This is a genomic window from Vibrio sp. AND4, from assembly GCF_000171815.1.
Lineage (GTDB): Bacteria > Pseudomonadota > Gammaproteobacteria > Enterobacterales > Vibrionaceae > Vibrio.
Map to the genome: position 1 here is coordinate 99,534 of NZ_ABGR01000010.1, position 15,354 is coordinate 114,887.

Annotated in this window: 19 protein-coding genes and 1 tRNA gene; 5 read left to right on the forward strand and 15 right to left on the reverse strand. The window is 45.7% G+C overall.

From position 1 onward, the window contains the following. Window positions 1-9: 9 nt before the first annotated feature. The 10 genes from AND4_RS12080 to AND4_RS12125 all read right to left on the reverse strand — a co-directional run bounded on the left by AND4_RS12080 (window position 10) and on the right by AND4_RS12125 (window position 8,814). Window positions 10-1,101: a flagellar basal body P-ring protein FlgI gene (locus AND4_RS12080; protein WP_009843258.1), complete on the reverse strand. Its 1,092-nt coding sequence runs from the start codon at window positions 1,099-1,101 to the stop codon at window positions 10-12. 44 nt (window positions 1,102-1,145) lie between these two features. Continuing rightward, window positions 1,146-1,925, reverse strand: a complete 780-nt coding sequence (flgH, locus tag AND4_RS12085; protein ID WP_009843259.1) for a flagellar basal body L-ring protein FlgH — start codon at window positions 1,923-1,925, stop codon at window positions 1,146-1,148. A 30-nt stretch (window positions 1,926-1,955) separates the two neighbouring features. Beyond that, window positions 1,956-2,744: a flagellar basal-body rod protein FlgG gene (gene flgG, locus AND4_RS12090; RefSeq protein WP_009843260.1), complete on the reverse strand. Its 789-nt coding sequence runs from the start codon at window positions 2,742-2,744 to the stop codon at window positions 1,956-1,958. Window positions 2,745-2,762: 18 nt separating this feature from the next. Further along, entirely contained in the window at window positions 2,763-3,512 is a 750-nt protein-coding gene (locus AND4_RS12095) for a flagellar basal body rod protein FlgF (RefSeq protein ID WP_009843261.1), read from the reverse strand. A gap of 306 nt (window positions 3,513-3,818) precedes the next feature. Then, window positions 3,819-5,132: a flagellar hook protein FlgE gene (gene flgE / locus AND4_RS12100; RefSeq protein WP_009843262.1), complete on the reverse strand. Its 1,314-nt coding sequence runs from the start codon at window positions 5,130-5,132 to the stop codon at window positions 3,819-3,821. A 32-nt stretch (window positions 5,133-5,164) separates the two neighbouring features. Then, a complete protein-coding gene (flgD, locus tag AND4_RS12105) occupies window positions 5,165-5,872 on the reverse strand; it encodes a flagellar hook assembly protein FlgD (RefSeq protein ID WP_009843263.1) in 708 nt (235 codons plus the stop codon). A 16-nt stretch (window positions 5,873-5,888) separates the two neighbouring features. Continuing rightward, window positions 5,889-6,302, reverse strand: coding sequence for a flagellar basal body rod protein FlgC (gene flgC / locus AND4_RS12110; protein WP_005425613.1), 414 nt, complete (start codon window positions 6,300-6,302; stop codon window positions 5,889-5,891). A 5-nt stretch (window positions 6,303-6,307) separates the two neighbouring features. Beyond that, a complete protein-coding gene (gene flgB, locus AND4_RS12115; protein WP_009843264.1) occupies window positions 6,308-6,703 on the reverse strand; it encodes a flagellar basal body rod protein FlgB in 396 nt (131 codons plus the stop codon). 345 nt (window positions 6,704-7,048) lie between these two features. After that, the gene (locus AND4_RS12120; RefSeq protein ID WP_009843265.1) at window positions 7,049-7,876 is read right to left on the reverse strand and encodes a protein-glutamate O-methyltransferase; all 828 of its coding nucleotides are present in this window, start codon (window positions 7,874-7,876) and stop codon (window positions 7,049-7,051) included. Between the two features lie 11 nt (window positions 7,877-7,887). Beyond that, window positions 7,888-8,814 carry a chemotaxis protein CheV gene (locus AND4_RS12125; protein ID WP_009843266.1) on the reverse strand — a complete coding sequence of 309 codons (927 nt, stop codon included), beginning with the start codon at window positions 8,812-8,814 and terminating at the stop codon, window positions 7,888-7,890. Window positions 8,815-8,890: 76 nt separating this feature from the next. Between AND4_RS12125 and flgA the strand changes: the two genes are divergently transcribed. The 3 genes from flgA to flgN all read left to right on the forward strand — a co-directional run bounded on the left by flgA (window position 8,891) and on the right by flgN (window position 10,519). Beyond that, a complete protein-coding gene (gene flgA, locus AND4_RS12130; RefSeq protein ID WP_043991644.1) occupies window positions 8,891-9,637 on the forward strand; it encodes a flagellar basal body P-ring formation chaperone FlgA in 747 nt (248 codons plus the stop codon). 115 nt (window positions 9,638-9,752) lie between these two features. Then, window positions 9,753-10,067 carry a flagellar biosynthesis anti-sigma factor FlgM gene (gene flgM, locus AND4_RS12135; protein WP_009843268.1) on the forward strand — a complete coding sequence of 105 codons (315 nt, stop codon included), beginning with the start codon at window positions 9,753-9,755 and terminating at the stop codon, window positions 10,065-10,067. 26 nt (window positions 10,068-10,093) lie between these two features. Then, a complete protein-coding gene (gene flgN, locus AND4_RS12140; RefSeq protein WP_009843269.1) occupies window positions 10,094-10,519 on the forward strand; it encodes a flagellar export chaperone FlgN in 426 nt (141 codons plus the stop codon). A gap of 149 nt (window positions 10,520-10,668) precedes the next feature. Here flgN and flgP read toward each other — a convergent pair whose 3' ends face one another. Both flgP and AND4_RS12150 read right to left on the reverse strand, forming a co-directional pair. Further along, window positions 10,669-11,100 carry a flagellar assembly lipoprotein FlgP gene (gene flgP, locus AND4_RS12145; protein WP_009843270.1) on the reverse strand — a complete coding sequence of 144 codons (432 nt, stop codon included), beginning with the start codon at window positions 11,098-11,100 and terminating at the stop codon, window positions 10,669-10,671. Between the two features lie 9 nt (window positions 11,101-11,109). Then, on the reverse strand, window positions 11,110-11,748 hold the full coding sequence (locus tag AND4_RS12150; protein WP_009843271.1) for a FlgO family outer membrane protein: 639 nt from the start codon (window positions 11,746-11,748) through the stop codon (window positions 11,110-11,112). Between the two features lie 171 nt (window positions 11,749-11,919). Between AND4_RS12150 and AND4_RS12155 the strand changes: the two genes are divergently transcribed. Together AND4_RS12155 and AND4_RS12160 are read left to right on the forward strand one after the other, a co-directional pair. Next, entirely contained in the window at window positions 11,920-13,053 is a 1,134-nt protein-coding gene (locus AND4_RS12155) for a flagellar assembly protein FlgT (protein ID WP_009843272.1), read from the forward strand. Between the two features lie 66 nt (window positions 13,054-13,119). Beyond that, window positions 13,120-13,196: transfer RNA gene (locus AND4_RS12160), tRNA-Arg, on the forward strand. Between the two features lie 253 nt (window positions 13,197-13,449). Here AND4_RS12160 and AND4_RS12165 read toward each other — a convergent pair. The 3 genes from AND4_RS12165 to AND4_RS20360 all read right to left on the reverse strand — a co-directional run. Then, a complete protein-coding gene (locus AND4_RS12165; RefSeq protein WP_009843273.1) occupies window positions 13,450-13,956 on the reverse strand; it encodes a hypothetical protein in 507 nt (168 codons plus the stop codon). 193 nt (window positions 13,957-14,149) lie between these two features. Further along, window positions 14,150-15,097 carry an OmpA family protein gene (locus tag AND4_RS12170; RefSeq protein ID WP_009843274.1) on the reverse strand — a complete coding sequence of 316 codons (948 nt, stop codon included), beginning with the start codon at window positions 15,095-15,097 and terminating at the stop codon, window positions 14,150-14,152. Between the two features lie 74 nt (window positions 15,098-15,171). Then, window positions 15,172-15,354, reverse strand: a 183-nt coding sequence (locus AND4_RS20360; RefSeq protein WP_009843275.1) for a hypothetical protein, incomplete at its 5' end; no start/stop codon positions are given.

The following is a 15,354-nucleotide window of genomic DNA, read 5'->3' on the forward strand; positions in this document are numbered from 1 at the left end:
CCTAATCGATTAGATGATGATCAGCTGGCCTTCAATGGCACCAGCTTGTTTTAATGCTTGCAGAATCGCCATCAAATCCGAAGGAGCTGCGCCGACTTCATTGACGGCACGGACGAGGTCATCCAAGGTCAAACCCGGTTCAAATTTGAACATCTTGCCTTTCTCTTCGCTTATTTCGATATCAGAATCTGGCACCACAACCGTTTGACCACCAGAAAAGCCGTTAGGTTGGCTAACATTGAGGTTCTCTTTGATCGCAACTGTCATGCCGCCGTGCGTAACGGCCGCTGGTTTGAGACGAACGTGCTTGCCGACAACAATGGTACCAGTGCGAGAATTCACAATGATTTTCGCAGCCCCGTCAGCAGGATCAAATTCTAGATTTTCGATGGCAGATAAAAACGCAACTCTCTGGCTTACATCACGTGGCGCACGAACACGAACAGAAGTGGCATCAACCGCACTGGCCATTTGAGGGCCAAGGAAATTATTCACGCTATCCGCCATGCGCTGCGCCGTTGTGAAATCAGAATCAAGCAGGTTAAATGTGATGTAATCGCCACGGCCAAATGGATTGGGAATTTCACGCTCTACCGTGGCTCCGCTTGAGATAAGGCCAACCGTTGGATTGTTGCCTACAATCTTGGAGCCGTCTGCACCCTCTGCACTAAAGCCGCTCACAACAAGGTTTCCTTGAGCAACAGCGTAAACTTGTCCGTCTAAACCTTTTAGAAAGGTTTGTAGCAAAGTACCGCCGCGGAGACTTTTTGCACTGCCGACCGAAGAGACAGTCACATCCACTTGTTGTCCCGGCTTTGAAAATGGCGGCAAGGTTGCCGTTACCATCACAGCGGCAACGTTTTTAATCTTTGGTTTCGTCCCTGGCGGCATTTGGATGCCGAAGTTTTGCAGCATTGCCGCAAAGCTTTGCTCGGTAAACGGGTTCGATTCGCCCGTGCCCGGTAAGCCAGAAACTAAGCCATAACCCACTAGTTGGTTGCTACGCACACCGGCTACTTGCGCCACGTCTTTGATACGCGCAGCTTGGGCTGTGGTTGCAAATAACGCAACACTCAACAGTACTAATAGGATTCTCTTCATGCTTACTTAATCTCGTGCAGTCAAATTGCCGTCGATGCGGACGCTTACAAGGCTACATTAAAGAATCGTGCCAAAAAGCCCGGCTCTTGCATATCTTGTGGTAGGCCAGTACCAGAGTATTGAATTCTTGCATTAGAAACGCGGTTTGAGGCAATGGTATTATCGAAATTTATATCATCAGGGCGAATAGTACCGCTGAGGCGGATGTACTCATCACCAGTATTCAATGTCATCCACTTCTCGCCGCGGATCACTAAGTTGCCGTTTGCCAGCACTTCAATCACTTCTACCGTGATATAGCCACTGATACTATTGCTTTGCTTGGCTGAAGAGTCGCCTGCAAAGGTATTGGTGTTGTTCAGATCGTACGAGAAGTTATATTTTCCGCCAATCTGTAGCTCTTGACCACCGACAGACAGAGGTTCCATTTTCGCATCATTGGTTTTTGATAAGTCGGCATTGGCGCTTTTCGTTGCACGTGTTGTCTCGTCTAGCGTCACAGTAATAATGTCGCCGACCCCACGCGGTTTAGAATCATCGTAAAGGTCAGTAATGTGGTCTGCGCTAAATAGCGAACCCGTTGCCGCTGCGTAGTGTTCCGGTTTTTGCTTCGGATGAATCGGCGACCATGCCGGGTCACCTGCCACCGGATCGGTTCTGCCGCGCAGAGTATCGATGATGCCGCTGCTCTCGTCTTTCGATTTGTCGCCTTCAACCGCATCCACCACCGTTGTCGCTTGGCTAACTTCGTCAGTTTCGATAGGTTTTAGCATCGCACAACCAGACATGGTCGTAATAAGTGCAAGTAGACAAATACGTTTCATCATTGGCTTCCTAAATCCCGATCTTAGCGATTACAACTGCTGGTTAATGAAGCTCATCATCTTATCGACCGATGAGATTACTTTTGAGTTCATTTCATACACGCGCTGAGCCTCGATCATATTGACCAGCTCTTCTGTCACATTCACGTTCGATGCTTCTAACATGGATTGACGAATTTCACCTAAACCATCCAGACCAGGAACGCCTTCTTGTGGATCACCACTTGCACCAGTCGGAAGATAAAGGTTCTGCCCGATTGGCTCTAAGCCACCTGGGTTAACGAAATCAGTAATGGTTAACTGTCCTACTACCACATTGTTTTGCTCACCACGGACACGAACCGAGACTTCACCGTCTGTGCCAACTGTGATAGAAATCGCGTCTTCAGGAATCACTATCTCAGGTTCAACAGCGTAACCAGAACCAGAAGTCACTAAGGTTCCTTCACCATCCAGCGTGAACTGACCGTTACGAGTGTACCCAATATTGCCGTCAGGCAAGGTCACTTGGAAGAAGCCATCACCTTCCACCATCATGTCCAGCGCGTTGGTGGTAGTCTGTGCATTTCCGTGCGTGTGCACTTTTTGCGTGGCCACGACTTTAGAGCCCGCCCCCAACATCAAACCACTTGGCAGTTCCGTGTTTTGAGAGGACTGGCCGCCCGGTTGATTGATATTTTGATAGAACAAATCTTCAAAAACTGCACGGCTCTTTTTAAAACCAACCGTTGAAGCGTTCGCCAAGTTGTTTGAAATCGTTGCTATATTGGTCTGCTGAGCGTCTAGACCCGTTTTACTTACCCATAGTGCTGGATGCATTTTGAACCTCTAACTCTGTTAACTCATACGAAGCAATGAATCTGAAGATTTATCCATTTCTTCAGCGGTGCTCATCATTTTGACCTGCATTTCAAACTGACGTTGAAGGTCAATCAGAGCCGTCATTTCACCTACGGCATTCACGTTACTACCTTCAATAGCACCAGTTTGGATGCTGATAGAACCGTCGACTTCGTAAGGCTGGTTTGGAGTTTTATGGCGGAATAAACCATTGGTATCTTTAAACAAGTTTTGATCGTCTGTGCGTACAAGCTTGATACGATCAACCACTTCTAATTCTTCAGCCGGTGCACCTTGAGGCAGTACAGAGATGGTGCCATCACGACCTATTTCAATTTTAGAGACTGGGATTGGTAAGGTAATTGGTGCATCGTTTTCGCCTAAAACCACATGACCACTTGCGTTAGTTAGCAAGCCATTTTGATCCACTTTTAGGTTACCGTTACGTGTCAGACCCTCTTTACCAGTATGATCCATAACAGAGATCCAGCCGTCACCTTCTATTGTCACGTCTAGGTCACGACCTGTTGTAATCACACTGCCTTGAGCAAAGTTATGTCCTGGACGTTCCGTCATGCTGAATACACGTGAAGGCAAACCTTCACCGTAAGCTTGCATAGAACGAGCTTGTGCTAAATCAGCGCGAAAACCAGTTGTACTCACGTTTGCTAGGTTGTTGGCACGCAATTGCAGGGCCTGCATATTTTGCTTGGCGCCGCTCATTGCGAGAAACAGTGCGCGATCCATAAATTACTCCAAAAGTTCTCTGTACAGGGAGTAAAAGCAATAGTTATGCCAACATTGAAATAGTGTTATTAATCAAAAGCTTGAATTAAAGAAGGTGTTTTTAGTGGCAATTCAGAATGAATAAACCAAGAGAGAGGCAATGTTTTGATCCGCCTAACGGCAACAGCGGCAAGTTGAAGATCAAATCATGCCCGACCTGCACTAAGCCAGTTTCAGGTTGAGCACCAGATGAATCGCATCATGTCATCAAACGCTGCAAGTACTCGCAGCATTTGATGAAACAAATGACAGAACTCGCGAACGACTCTAGCGAATCTGGAGAATGTTTTGTTGTAACTGGTTATCAACCTCTAACGCACGAGAGTTTGCTTGGAAGTTACGCTGAGCAGAAATCAGGTCCACCAATTCTTGGGTCATATCAATGTTTGATTGCTCAAGGGTACCGTTGCTGATCGTACCAAAAGAGCCTTTGTTTGATTCACCCCATACCTTAGCACCAGAGTTTTGAGTCGAATCCCATTGAGTACCACCTTTTTTATCAAGCCCTTGCTCGTTAGGAACACGAACTAGCGCCACACGACCCAATGTTACGTTTTCACCGTTTGAGTAAGTACCCAATACGTTGCCGTTTTCATCGAAGTCGACTTTAGTTAGGAAGCCCGTTGTTGCGCCATCCTCATCGAACTTAGTCAGTTCAAATGGTGCAGCAAACTGAGTGGCTGAATTTAGACCAAAGTTAAGTGTTTGCTCTGGATCCGCACCGTTCAAATCCACTGGCGTTGTATTTGTCGCAGGATCGCCCATCGCTACCGATGTGATTGGTTGGCCACTGTTTAAGCTAGCTAGCGTACCATCATTGTTGAATTTGATCGTGTGACCAACATGCCCCGTAGGACTCGCAGCATCACCGTTAGCAACGTTCAATGGTTTCTCACCATCTTTGTCCGTTACTGTGTAGTATGTTTGCCACGTGTTTGGCTGATTTTGGTCTTTGAGGTAATAAGTCGTTAACTTGTAAGACTGACCCATAGAATCGTAAATCGTTGAAGAAGTCGAACGGTTGTACGTATCTGGATCTGAGAAATCGAACTGAGCTGGATCTTTTAAATCAGCATTTGCCGGTAAATTCACACCGACTTCAATATTTTCGGTTTGCTTTGGCTTACCAAATTCAGCTGGTATATTGATGGCTTGTGGCTCGTAAGACGCCACCTCTCCTGAGTCAGGGTCGACTTGGTAACCAAGAAGAAACTCATCGTTTGCCGTTACCATGTAATTATCTTTGTTCAAATGGAATGCACCATTACGCGTCATTTCATTTTGTTGCGGTGTAAGGCGCTCTTTCGCAACTGAGAAGAAACCCGTGCCCGATATACGCAAGTCCATTGGGTTGTTGGTGTAAATACTTGAACCTTCATGGAACTGTTGTGCTACCTGGCTGGCTTGTGCACCGCCACCTGGAGTGGTCTTTGCGTTAGAGAACAAAGAGTTTGAGTAAACATCGCCAAACTCCGCACGAGACTCTTTAAAGCCATACGTGTTGGCGTTCGCAATATTGTTACTGGTGGTGTTCAAATCCAGTTGAGCGGAGGACAAACCGCTTAAAGATACATATGACATTTCAAAATCTCCTAACCTAACACGCTATCGAATTACGCTTTGCCGACTTCCAATACTTCTGCAAGTCGAACTGGCGATTCAAAACCTGCCAGATTGAGTAATACGTTTCCATCGCCCTTACCGAGAAGCACACTGTTCACATTCGCATAAGTAGACACTGGGAACTCTTGCGACTCCCCATCGACCAAACCAGACGCTTTCACCTTGTATTTACCAGAGGGCATTGGGTTTCCGTTTTCATCATTACCGTCCCACAGCACACGAGTATCGCCAGCTGGTTTCGCACCAGCCTCAAAAGTCCGCACCAATTGGCCCGCTTCGTTTTCCACTCGCACAAAAAGATTATCGAGTGGCTTAGCAAGCTTCACCATTGCCGCCATTGTTGCATTGTCTTGCTTAACACCTGCCGCGCCAGGGACCAATACGTCGCGACCAACCAAAGAGGAAGCCTGTAACGCCTGGTTTGATGTCATTGACGAGTTCAAATTCTCGAACTGAGAGTTCATCTTGCCGATGCCATCTACGGTCGCAAATGACGCCATCTGGGCAATCATTTGGTCATTACCTACCGGCTTGAAAGGGTCCTGCTGAGACAATTGTTTAGTGAGCAAAGATAAGAAGTCTTCCTGTTTCAGTTCTTGCTTACCTGTACTCTCACCAGTTTTCTTATTCTCTTGTAGGCTTTTAAGCTGGTCGATATAGGACAAGCCGCTTTGACCAACATTATTAATTCCGGCCATACGCTACCCCCTATCCTTATTGACCCATCTGCAGCGTACGCAGCAGCATTTGTTTACTAGAGTCAGCGACTTGCACATTGGTTTGGTATGCGCGAGAAGCCGAAATCATGTTTGCCATTTCTTCCATTACATTCACGTTAGGCTTGTAAATGTAGCCTTCATCGTTTGCAAGAGGATGGTCTGGGTTGTACTCCGCGTTAAGCGGTTTATCACTTTCCACAATACCCATCACTTTCACCGGTACCGTATCACCGCCACGCATGGCGTTGCTTAACTCGGCACCAAATACAGCATGGCGCGCTTTGTAAGTGTCTTTTGCAGAGCTACTGACACTGTCGGCGTTCGCCAAGTTACTTGAGGTAGTGTTCAGACGAACGGATTCAGCGCTCATTGCGGAACCTGTCACATTGAAGACGTTAAATAAGCTCATCTAAATTATTCCCCTTTGATTGCTTTGGTTAAGTTCTTGAATTTTCCGCCTAAAAAGTCGAGTGATGCTTGGTGTCTGATCTGGTTTTGCATAAATAAATTACGCTCTAAATCCAAATCTACCGTGTTGCCATCGCCCGTATCTGGCTGCGTAGGAAGACGATATAGCTTGTCCCCTACCAAGGTGGTAGTGGCAGGAATATGCCGACCATCTGTGCGACTAAGACCAATGCTTGCCCCAGATGTTGCCGCTTGCAATTCCTTGGCAAAGTCTAAACCTCTTGATTTATAACCAGGCGTGTTTGCTTGCGCAATGTTGGTGGAAATCACCTCTGCGTTGCGCTCACGTACGCCCACCGTGTGCTGGTGGATGCCTAATGCATTATCAAAAGAAATAGCCATGTTTGCCTCTACACTAAGAACTGACCGTTATTAATAACTAAAAAGCAATTTGCGTGCCAATAAAAAAGTACGTGATATTGCCACTTAACTGACCAAAGGTATGAACAGCAATAAGCAAGCCAAGATGATGGATTGAATGTTATATCGAACCAATTCACCAGTTTGCCTCACTACAAAGATACATCCTTGCTTGCTCATCAGCAAAAGTGGTCATGGTTTACAAAGGAAAAAGTCTGATTGAATGAATTTACAGGTGTGCAAAATAAAACGCACAAAAAAGCCTGACACACAGTCAGGCTTTTCGTCTTTGAAGCTTCCACACGCTTGCATATTACTCGTAAGTAACTACTTCAACTTGTAGATAATACCTGGATTGCAGCGTACCATTTCAAACTTATCAGTTAGCCCCGTCAGTGATTCTGACGCTCCCAGCAGCAGGTAGCCGCCTGGATTTAAGCTATTTGCCATTTGGTTCAGTACTTTAGATTTCATATCTGGTGAAAAGTATATCAGTACATTACGGCAGAAAATGATGTCAAACTTACCGATTAACGCGTAGCTCTCCATCAAATTTTGAGGTCGAAAGTTGACTAGGCGTTTTACGTTGTCTTTCACTTTCATGCGGCCATCGCCTGCATCTTCAAAGAAGGTGCGACGACGCTCTGGCGAAAGACCACGTCCTAATGCTAGGTTGTCGTAGACACCCGCACGACACATGTCCAGCATGCTTGCAGAAATATCCGTAGCCGTAATCGACACGTTTGGCAATAATCCCGGTTTACGCTGCTGCGTTTCTAGAATAGTCATTGCCATTGAGTAAGGTTCTTGACCTGATGAGCTGGCTGCTGACCAAATTTTGATTGGTCGCTTATTTGCCGCTAACTCCGGCAATATTTTGTCAGCTAATACCGTGAACGGATAAGTATCTCGGAACCACAGTGTTTCATTAGTCGTCATCGCATCCACAGCGGCAACTCGTAATTCACGATTGCGTCCTGTCACGACATCGCGCAGTAAATCCGATAGCGACGCCAACTTGAACTTAGTGACAAGTGGGCTAAGTCGGCTGCGCACTAGGTATTGCTTGCTCTCACCTAATACGATGCCACATTGTGATTCCAAAAAACGGCTAAAGTCACGATACTCTTGCTCACTGATTGTAATAGCAGTCATTAATGTCTCTTTTATTGTGTTAGTGCAGATTTAACCGCGTTACCCAATTCATCTGGGTTAAATTTCGCAATGAAGGCATTCGCGCCTACACGCTCAACCATGGCTTGATTGAAGACGCCACTCAGTGATGAGTGCAAGATGACATAGAGGTTCTTCAATTCTGCATTTCGGCGAATTTCGGCCGTCAGCGTGTAGCCATCCATCTCTGGCATTTCGATGTCAGAAATAACCAAAGCGATCTGATCGCAGATGTCACCCTCTTGGGCCATTTCGAGCAGTTTGTTGTAAGCTTCTTTACCATCTTTCGCAGAGACAACCTCAAAGCCGATTGAAGTAATGGCACGTTCAACCTGCTTTCGCGCTACCGTCGAGTCGTCAGCGATCAATACACGACGCACAATTGGCTTCTCTTGTTCCGCAACAGCGATCTCCTCACAGATGCTCGCATCCATGGTTTCATCTACTGGAGCAATCTCTGCAAGGATTTTCTCAACGTCCAGAATTTCTACTAGCTCGTTATCAATGTTGGTTACCGCAGTTAGGTAATGCGCCTTACCCGCGCCATCTGGTGGCGGTAAAATCGCTTCCCAATGCATGTTAATAATACGCTCAACTGAAGACACCAAGAATGCTTGGATAGAACGGTTGAATTCAGCAATAACAACAAAACATTTATCAATATCAGTAGTTGGACGACCACCGATTGCCAAGCTTAAATCGATCACGGACACGGTATGGCCACGGATATGAGCGACACCTTTCACCAGTGGATGCAAATTTGGCATCGAAGTCAGCTTAGGACACTGCAGTACTTCTTTTACTTTGAATACGTTAATGCCGTAACGCTGTCGTCCCATCAACCGAAAAGTCAATAATTCCAATCGATTTTGGCCGACGAGTTGCGTACGCTGATTCACCGAATCAAGAATCCCCGTCATATGCTCATCTCCATCTCAAACTTTTTGTTTTTAAATGATACTCTACGGCTGGCAGGCATAATACCAGAGAAACAGTATGGCGTATCATAATTTCAAATCAACACCACTTACTATGACAATATGTAGAGCGTTATTTATAAAGTGCGCTAAGTTTATCGGCATTTTGCTCAGTATGTTTAGCTTTTTTGTTCATTCCGCGACGGAAAGTCAGATCGAGCAAATCAGAACCGCCGCTGAGCAGCATATTCTTAGCACGATAGAGCAGCCTACGGGGGGCGAATTATCGGTCAATGCAGCAAATATAGATTTACGAATCAAAGCGACAGATTGTCCAGAAACTCTCAATACATCAGCATCATCAACCAGCAGTACGCGCAGTAACATTAACGTTTTAGTCGAGTGTCCTGCAGATGAATGGAAAGTTTATGTGCCAGTGAGGATCTCGGCGTCGGTACCGATGATCGTCTCAACTCGTCAGTTAGGTCGCGGTGAAATCATCAGCACTTCGGATGTCACCACATCGATGATCGAGTTGCAGCGTTTTCGAAAAGATGGGTTTACCACCTATGAACAAGTGGTCGGCGCCAAACTAAAGCGGAATGTTCGTTTAGGCGATGTCGTCGAGCGTAATGATGTCTGCGTGGTGTGTCGCAACGAGAAAGTAACCATCCAAGCCGTGAAAGGCGGCATGACAATCACCACACAAGGCACTGCATTACAGGATGGCGCTACGGGTGATCAAGTAAGAGTGAAAAATGATAAGTCCCAACGTATAATAGAAGGTATTGTTACGAACATTGCGGAAATCACCATCACCTTTTAAGGTGAGCGGTGAACAGAAAATCGTTCAAGAAAAAACGTGAAAAAATATTAAAGTTTTTTTGCCCTTGGTCGATAGCCTGAATACCAGTACTACGATACGAGTTTAAGGTTGAAATATGGCAGGTATTAATAATATACGTTCAGGTCAGATGGCGACGACAACCAGCCGCGCTCCTGCACGTACCGATTCTAGTGCGACAAGTACGACAGAATCGAAAAAAGCGCCAGCACAACGAGACGCGGTATCACTAAGCCAACAGGGTAAAGCAGTCAGCAAACTCCAAAAGGACATGGCAGCTTCTCCGGCTTATGACAGCGCGAAAGTGGCGGCAATTAAAGAAGCAATCACAAACGGTTCATACAAGGTCGACCCAGATAAACTGGCAGACAACATGATTAAGTTTGAAAACGAATTGCAAGGCGAAAGCTAACTGACTTAGGCCCAAGGTAAGTATTCATGGCAGTATTAGTCGATCTTATTAACTTCCAATTAGAGAGTGCAAAAACACTTTCTGGAGTGTTACGCCAAGAAACACAAGCGATAAGTGCTCGTGTATCTACTGAGATCGAAAGACTGGCCAAAGAAAAAATGACACTCATTGGTCAATTGAGAACCACTGACCAGCGAATCGCCTCTCACCCGCACGTCAATCAACTTACCGAAGACAAAAACCTAAGTCAGGTTGTCGCACAAATACAATCCATCATCCTCGATTGCCAGCACGTCAACCAACTTAACGGCGAAGCGCTCAATCGGGCTCAATCTAGTTTCAATAAACTAAACAACATGCTTCAGCACACCCACGGTAAGGTCGGCATGACCTACAATGCCGGAGGCAAAACTCACACCATTTCAACTTTGGGCACGAATATCAAAGCCTAACTCTTTTCATCCATGCAGTGCTCGTTGCAAACTGCTATTCAATAGACTTAGTGCCGACGTTCACTCTTTTCAAAAAGCTCCGCGCACAAAAAAGCGACCGATTGTTGCCAACCAGCCGCTCAAATAGATTACCTGTTTTTCAAGTCTTATCAGAACATGGTCTGCTGACGCTTTTCGGGTACCTGCTGTACTTCACCGTAGTCACGCAATTTATCCATCTTACGGATGTCCAAGCGCAGCTCGGTCACATAGCTGTCTTCCACTAGATAACTGCGAACCACCTCTGCACCGCGAATCACACCGTCCACCGCACCAGTTGTACTCTCAACACCCAAGCGCTGGTCAGCAAGTTCAGCACGGCCACTCACTCGCATGCCATACACTTGCTCAGCAAGTTCGCGGTAAGCATCAATCTTAGAAGCTCGCATCGCACGAACGCGCTTCTCTTCGGTAGTGCGGCCCGTTTGTTCACTTACGCTTGCATAGCCCACTGCCACTAAAATCTCATCTTGACGCATCTGTTGTAAAGGCTGACAACCAACCAGAACCAAGGTCGCGATAATAAATAATAACTTCTTCATGTCGGTTTCCTACGGGCGGAGAATCACAGTATACGGCTGACGTATGGTCGGGTCAGAACGAATTAACACACCATCTTGGGTACGAATGCTGTTTAATGTATCCAGATCACGACCGATACGATCCGCAGGTAAGAAACCTTGTGCCGTTGCAACCACGATACGGCTTTGCATGCCCACCACACGCGCATTGACCAGCACACCGCCTTCTTGGCGAAGCATGGTCCCCGTTAGTACGTACTGGATCTCCTGCTCTTGTGCTAGATCTTGCCAGTCACGACTCAAAGCAAAATCGCCTTGCTGAGTAACTTGGATAGAGCCCGTGGTTTTAAAATCAACAACTTTAAATCCGCGGCGTTGGAATTGGTGGATAAACCCTTCTGATACCGAGTTACCGAGCCAGTTAGTTGCGTCCATGCTTTGCAGGTCGACAAAAGAAGTAATCGCAATTGGTGTACGCGACGACACTGCAACATTTGAGACCATCAGCTCTTCTGTCATGCTTTCAATAAAGAAGTCCATCGTGTGACGTGGACTGTCCATCAGCATGAATTGGCTGCCAGAATACGGTTCTTTACCATTGTAAATTGGTGAGTAGGCGCACGACGTCAACAATGTCATCATCGATGCGGCAACAAGCCATCTTTTCATGGTTTGATTCTCCAGATAATCTTAGGTGTAACTGCTCTTTCACGACTTCATGTCATTAAAACGCAATCTTGGAACAGTCCTTGCTTTTCTTCTGTTTGTTGAATGAAAAAAAGCCCACCAAACTTCACTGAGATTGGTAAAGCAATATTTATACCTGAATGGTTACATACAATGAAAAAAATATTTTTTAGCCTAATATCAGTTGCTATCCTATTGATGACACCACTGCGTGCGGTCGCATCTTGGTATGAGGTCACTGGCGTTGCCTCCATCGTTTCTTCAGACGAAGCAGCAAGGCTGCATGCACTAGAAGACGCTCTTTTCAGGGCGGTCAACTTCTCAGGAGCTGACATTGGTAGCATCAGCAACTTGATGCCACTACTGGAAGAAAACCGTAAAGAATACCAGTTCACAAACCACGAGGTGCGTTACATCTTGGTCAAGTCACAGCGTAAACGCGGCGGCAAGATGGAAATGAAGATTCGAGTGGACATTTATCCATCGGCAACGAGTTGCCACGTAGATCAATACAAAAAGACCGTTTTAGTCGGTAACATTGATGTCGCTTCTCCTCAACAAGCTGTTATGGGTCAAATCTACAATGTGGGGGATGACTTTAGCCATGTGGTGAATCGTCAGTTAGATCAAACCTCTCGCAGTTTTGTATCTGTCGGCACTACAGACTACTTGATCAACGCCAAGACCCCAGAACGCACAAAGATGATCGCACAAGACAATGCCGCGCAGTACATCATAGGTGGTGTCATTACCGACCTAACCGCAACCATTGAAGCGAAACAATTGAAAAGTGATGTGATTAACCGTCAGTTTGCATTGGAAATGAAAGTCTTTGACGGCAAGACGGGTCACGAGGTATATCATAAAAACTACCGCGAAGTGGCGACATGGCCTTTTGCTAAAACCAGCCAAGTCGATACACGCAGCGCGCGCTTTTGGGCATCAACTTACGGTGAGATGATGCTGCGCGTCAGCCGCAATATTATGCTGGATTTAGAGTCGGAGCTGTCGTGCAAAATCACTCTACCAGAGGTGGTGGCAGTGTTTGGTAACACGGTTACTATGGATCTTGGTCGCATGCACGGCGTACAAGAGGGCGATCAGTTGCAATTGTGGCACACAGCGTCGTTCATCGACCAAAACGGTTTGCCACGTAACAAAGTATCTCAGAGTGATATTACGTTAAGAGTGACTCGCGTCTACGAACACGAAGCGGAACTGACAATAGAACAGCCAGATCTCGCCTCTAGCGTACAAATTGGCGACGTAATGAACAAGATGCTTTAACAATGCGCATAAACTCTTGCGATATGCTTGCTTTTGAATATTATAAAAGTAATTAACTCTAATTTCGCCCCCATGGCACAGCTGGATAGCGCAGTCCCCTCCTAAGGGACAGGTCGTAGGTTCGAATCCTACTGGGGGCGCCATCGATAGCCTTAGCTTACTTTGTTTGAGCTAGGGCATTTTTATTACTGCTTTTCAGCCAAAGAAGATTTGCCAGAGATGGCCATTGAAAGTCGCACCAAATACAGAAGGTAAGCGATCATAACAAGCATAGGATAGACGCTTGAGAACAAGGCTGAGATTATTGATAACTAGTCATCCTAAAATCACAGTGTTAAACGAAGTTGCAAAGCGTTGTAACACTCTAGCATTGCCCGTCGTTTACTGTAATTGGTATTACTTAAGATCGATGCTGTTGAGACGCCCCATAAAGGTCAGAATTTCTAAGTTGTCTTTATGGGCATCGAGTAACGCTTTTTTGGTCTGCATATAGGCAGCAAGCTTGCCGTACTTGTTAATCGAACGAACCACCGTTTTGTACTTGTATTCCCCAGAGTCATTAAACTCACGCCATTTTGCTATGTAACAGGTATCGCGGTTATCGGGATCATCCAATGTCGGGTTAGGCTTGTGGACTATCTTGGGCTCAACACTGTGCGGTAACCTTGTCATCAAATACGGGTCTTTTAACAGACGACGCCAAAACTTGCCCCACATCGCTCGTCCAAGCTCGTTACGCAGCTTGATGGCTTTCTTAAGCCCTTTGTTTTCCCCAATACGAACAAACCCCACAGAGCGATGTAATACCGTATCCTCCGGCGTATGAATGTGGATCTTAAAGGCAGTTTGGCCTTTTGAAATAAAGCGGTGTCCAGTATTTGTGATTAAATTGCTCTTAGACATAGGGCTAACTAATAATCTTATCAATAGATAAAGGTTAAGCAAATCTCACAAATAATTAAAGTAATAAAATGCAAAACTGTAAATAGCATGCAAGTTTATTCTGTTTAAAAACTTTTAAGACACATATAAAAAACCCCAAAGAGCGAACTCTTTGGGGTTTTCTTAATTTGAGGCTTAACTCTCAGTAAAAAGGTTATTGCTGAACTTGGTATTCAAATTCAGGAACAACAACTTCTACACGGCGGTTTTGTTCACGGCCTTCACGAGTCTCGTTAGAAGCGATTGGGTTGTTTTCACCTTCGCCACGAGCTTGAATGCGAGAAGCATCAATGCCTTTTTCTACTAGCGCGTTTGCTACAGATTCTGCACGCTTCTCAGAAACTTTTTGGTTGTAAGCTGCTGGACCTGAAGTATCTGTGTAACCAATAACGCCAACCGTCGCTTGTGGGTACTCATTTAGGAATGCAACTAGATCATCTAGTTTAGAAGCGCTTTCTGGTTTAAGCGTTGTGCTGTTTAGCGCAAAGCTGCCAGTACCCATTGTTTGAGTCTCGAAAGTCTTAGTTACAACGATTGGTTCTTCTACAACCACTTCTTCAACGATTGGTTCTTCTACAACCACTTCATCGTTTCCGCCGAACTTGAATGCTACACCTAGCGTTGCAGAGTTGCCCATTGCTTTCACTGCATCGTTGCTGATGTCAGTAATTGCTTGGTATTCCGCACGTGCTGTTACGTTTTCGCTAATGTTGAATTCAACACCAGCCGCACCTAGGTAAGAGAAGTCGTCTTTACCGTCATTCATCATTAGGTATGCGCCACCCACTTTACCGTAAAGTGCGATATCTTCTGTCACTGGTAGGCTGAACTTAGGCGCCAATGTAATTGCTTCAACATGACCACCTAGAGAAGTTTGGTCAAAGTCACCTACGTTGTCGAAACCAGCTTCTACTGCGAAGTAGTCGTTCATTTCGTAACCAACAAAAGCACCTAGAGTAGAGCCATCTTTGTCGCAAGCTTGACCAGCGACACAAGCGTCATCCACCCAAGACTTACCCATCTTACCGCCCATGTATACTTCTGCGTGCGCTGCTGAAGCCATAAGTAAAGAAGCTGAAATTACCGCTGCTAGTTTGTTCATTATTGATTCCTCTAAAAGAAGTTCTCTTGTTCGTAACGAAATGCGCCGCCTGACAGGCATTGTATTTCGATTCTTTAATCAGTTCCCTTGACCTTGATACCGAAGTAACTTCTCGCGGTTTGCTTATCTGCATAAAAGTCACTTGGGTATGTACCTCGACCAATGAGACATATCGTCGTCTCATTGATGGAAAGCACTATAACGCCAAGGAATTCCAAGACAAATGCTAAAAATGTCATTTTTGTGTCATCAAAGAC

Bases quoted from the DNA above. Each gene is read 5' to 3' on its own strand.
- AND4_RS12080 (WP_009843258.1), bottom strand. From the start codon at position 1,101: ATGAAGAGAATCCTATTAGTACTGTTGAGTGTTGCGTTATTTGCAACC.
- flgH (WP_009843259.1), bottom strand. From the start codon at position 1,925: ATGAAACGTATTTGTCTACTTGCACTTATTACGACCATGTCTGGTTGT.
- flgG (WP_009843260.1), bottom strand. From the start codon at position 2,744: ATGCATCCAGCACTATGGGTAAGTAAAACGGGTCTAGACGCTCAGCAG.
- AND4_RS12095 (WP_009843261.1), bottom strand. From the start codon at position 3,512: ATGGATCGCGCACTGTTTCTCGCAATGAGCGGCGCCAAGCAAAATATG.
- flgE (WP_009843262.1), bottom strand. From the start codon at position 5,132: ATGTCATATGTATCTTTAAGCGGTTTGTCCTCCGCTCAACTGGATTTG.
- flgD (WP_009843263.1), bottom strand. From the start codon at position 5,872: ATGGCCGGAATTAATAATGTTGGTCAAAGCGGCTTGTCCTATATCGAC.
- flgC (WP_005425613.1), bottom strand. From the start codon at position 6,302: ATGAGCTTATTTAACGTCTTCAATGTGACAGGTTCCGCAATGAGCGCT.
- flgB (WP_009843264.1), bottom strand. From the start codon at position 6,703: ATGGCTATTTCTTTTGATAATGCATTAGGCATCCACCAGCACACGGTG.
- AND4_RS12120 (WP_009843265.1), bottom strand. From the start codon at position 7,876: ATGACTGCTATTACAATCAGTGAGCAAGAGTATCGTGACTTTAGCCGT.
- AND4_RS12125 (WP_009843266.1), bottom strand. From the start codon at position 8,814: ATGACGGGGATTCTTGATTCGGTGAATCAGCGTACGCAACTCGTCGGC.
- flgA (WP_043991644.1), top strand. From the start codon at position 8,891: ATGGCGTATCATAATTTCAAATCAACACCACTTACTATGACAATATGT.
- flgM (WP_009843268.1), top strand. From the start codon at position 9,753: ATGGCAGGTATTAATAATATACGTTCAGGTCAGATGGCGACGACAACC.
- flgN (WP_009843269.1), top strand. From the start codon at position 10,094: ATGGCAGTATTAGTCGATCTTATTAACTTCCAATTAGAGAGTGCAAAA.
- flgP (WP_009843270.1), bottom strand. From the start codon at position 11,100: ATGAAGAAGTTATTATTTATTATCGCGACCTTGGTTCTGGTTGGTTGT.
- AND4_RS12150 (WP_009843271.1), bottom strand. From the start codon at position 11,748: ATGAAAAGATGGCTTGTTGCCGCATCGATGATGACATTGTTGACGTCG.
- AND4_RS12155 (WP_009843272.1), top strand. From the start codon at position 11,920: ATGAAAAAAATATTTTTTAGCCTAATATCAGTTGCTATCCTATTGATG.
- AND4_RS12165 (WP_009843273.1), bottom strand. From the start codon at position 13,956: ATGTCTAAGAGCAATTTAATCACAAATACTGGACACCGCTTTATTTCA.
- AND4_RS12170 (WP_009843274.1), bottom strand. From the start codon at position 15,097: ATGAACAAACTAGCAGCGGTAATTTCAGCTTCTTTACTTATGGCTTCA.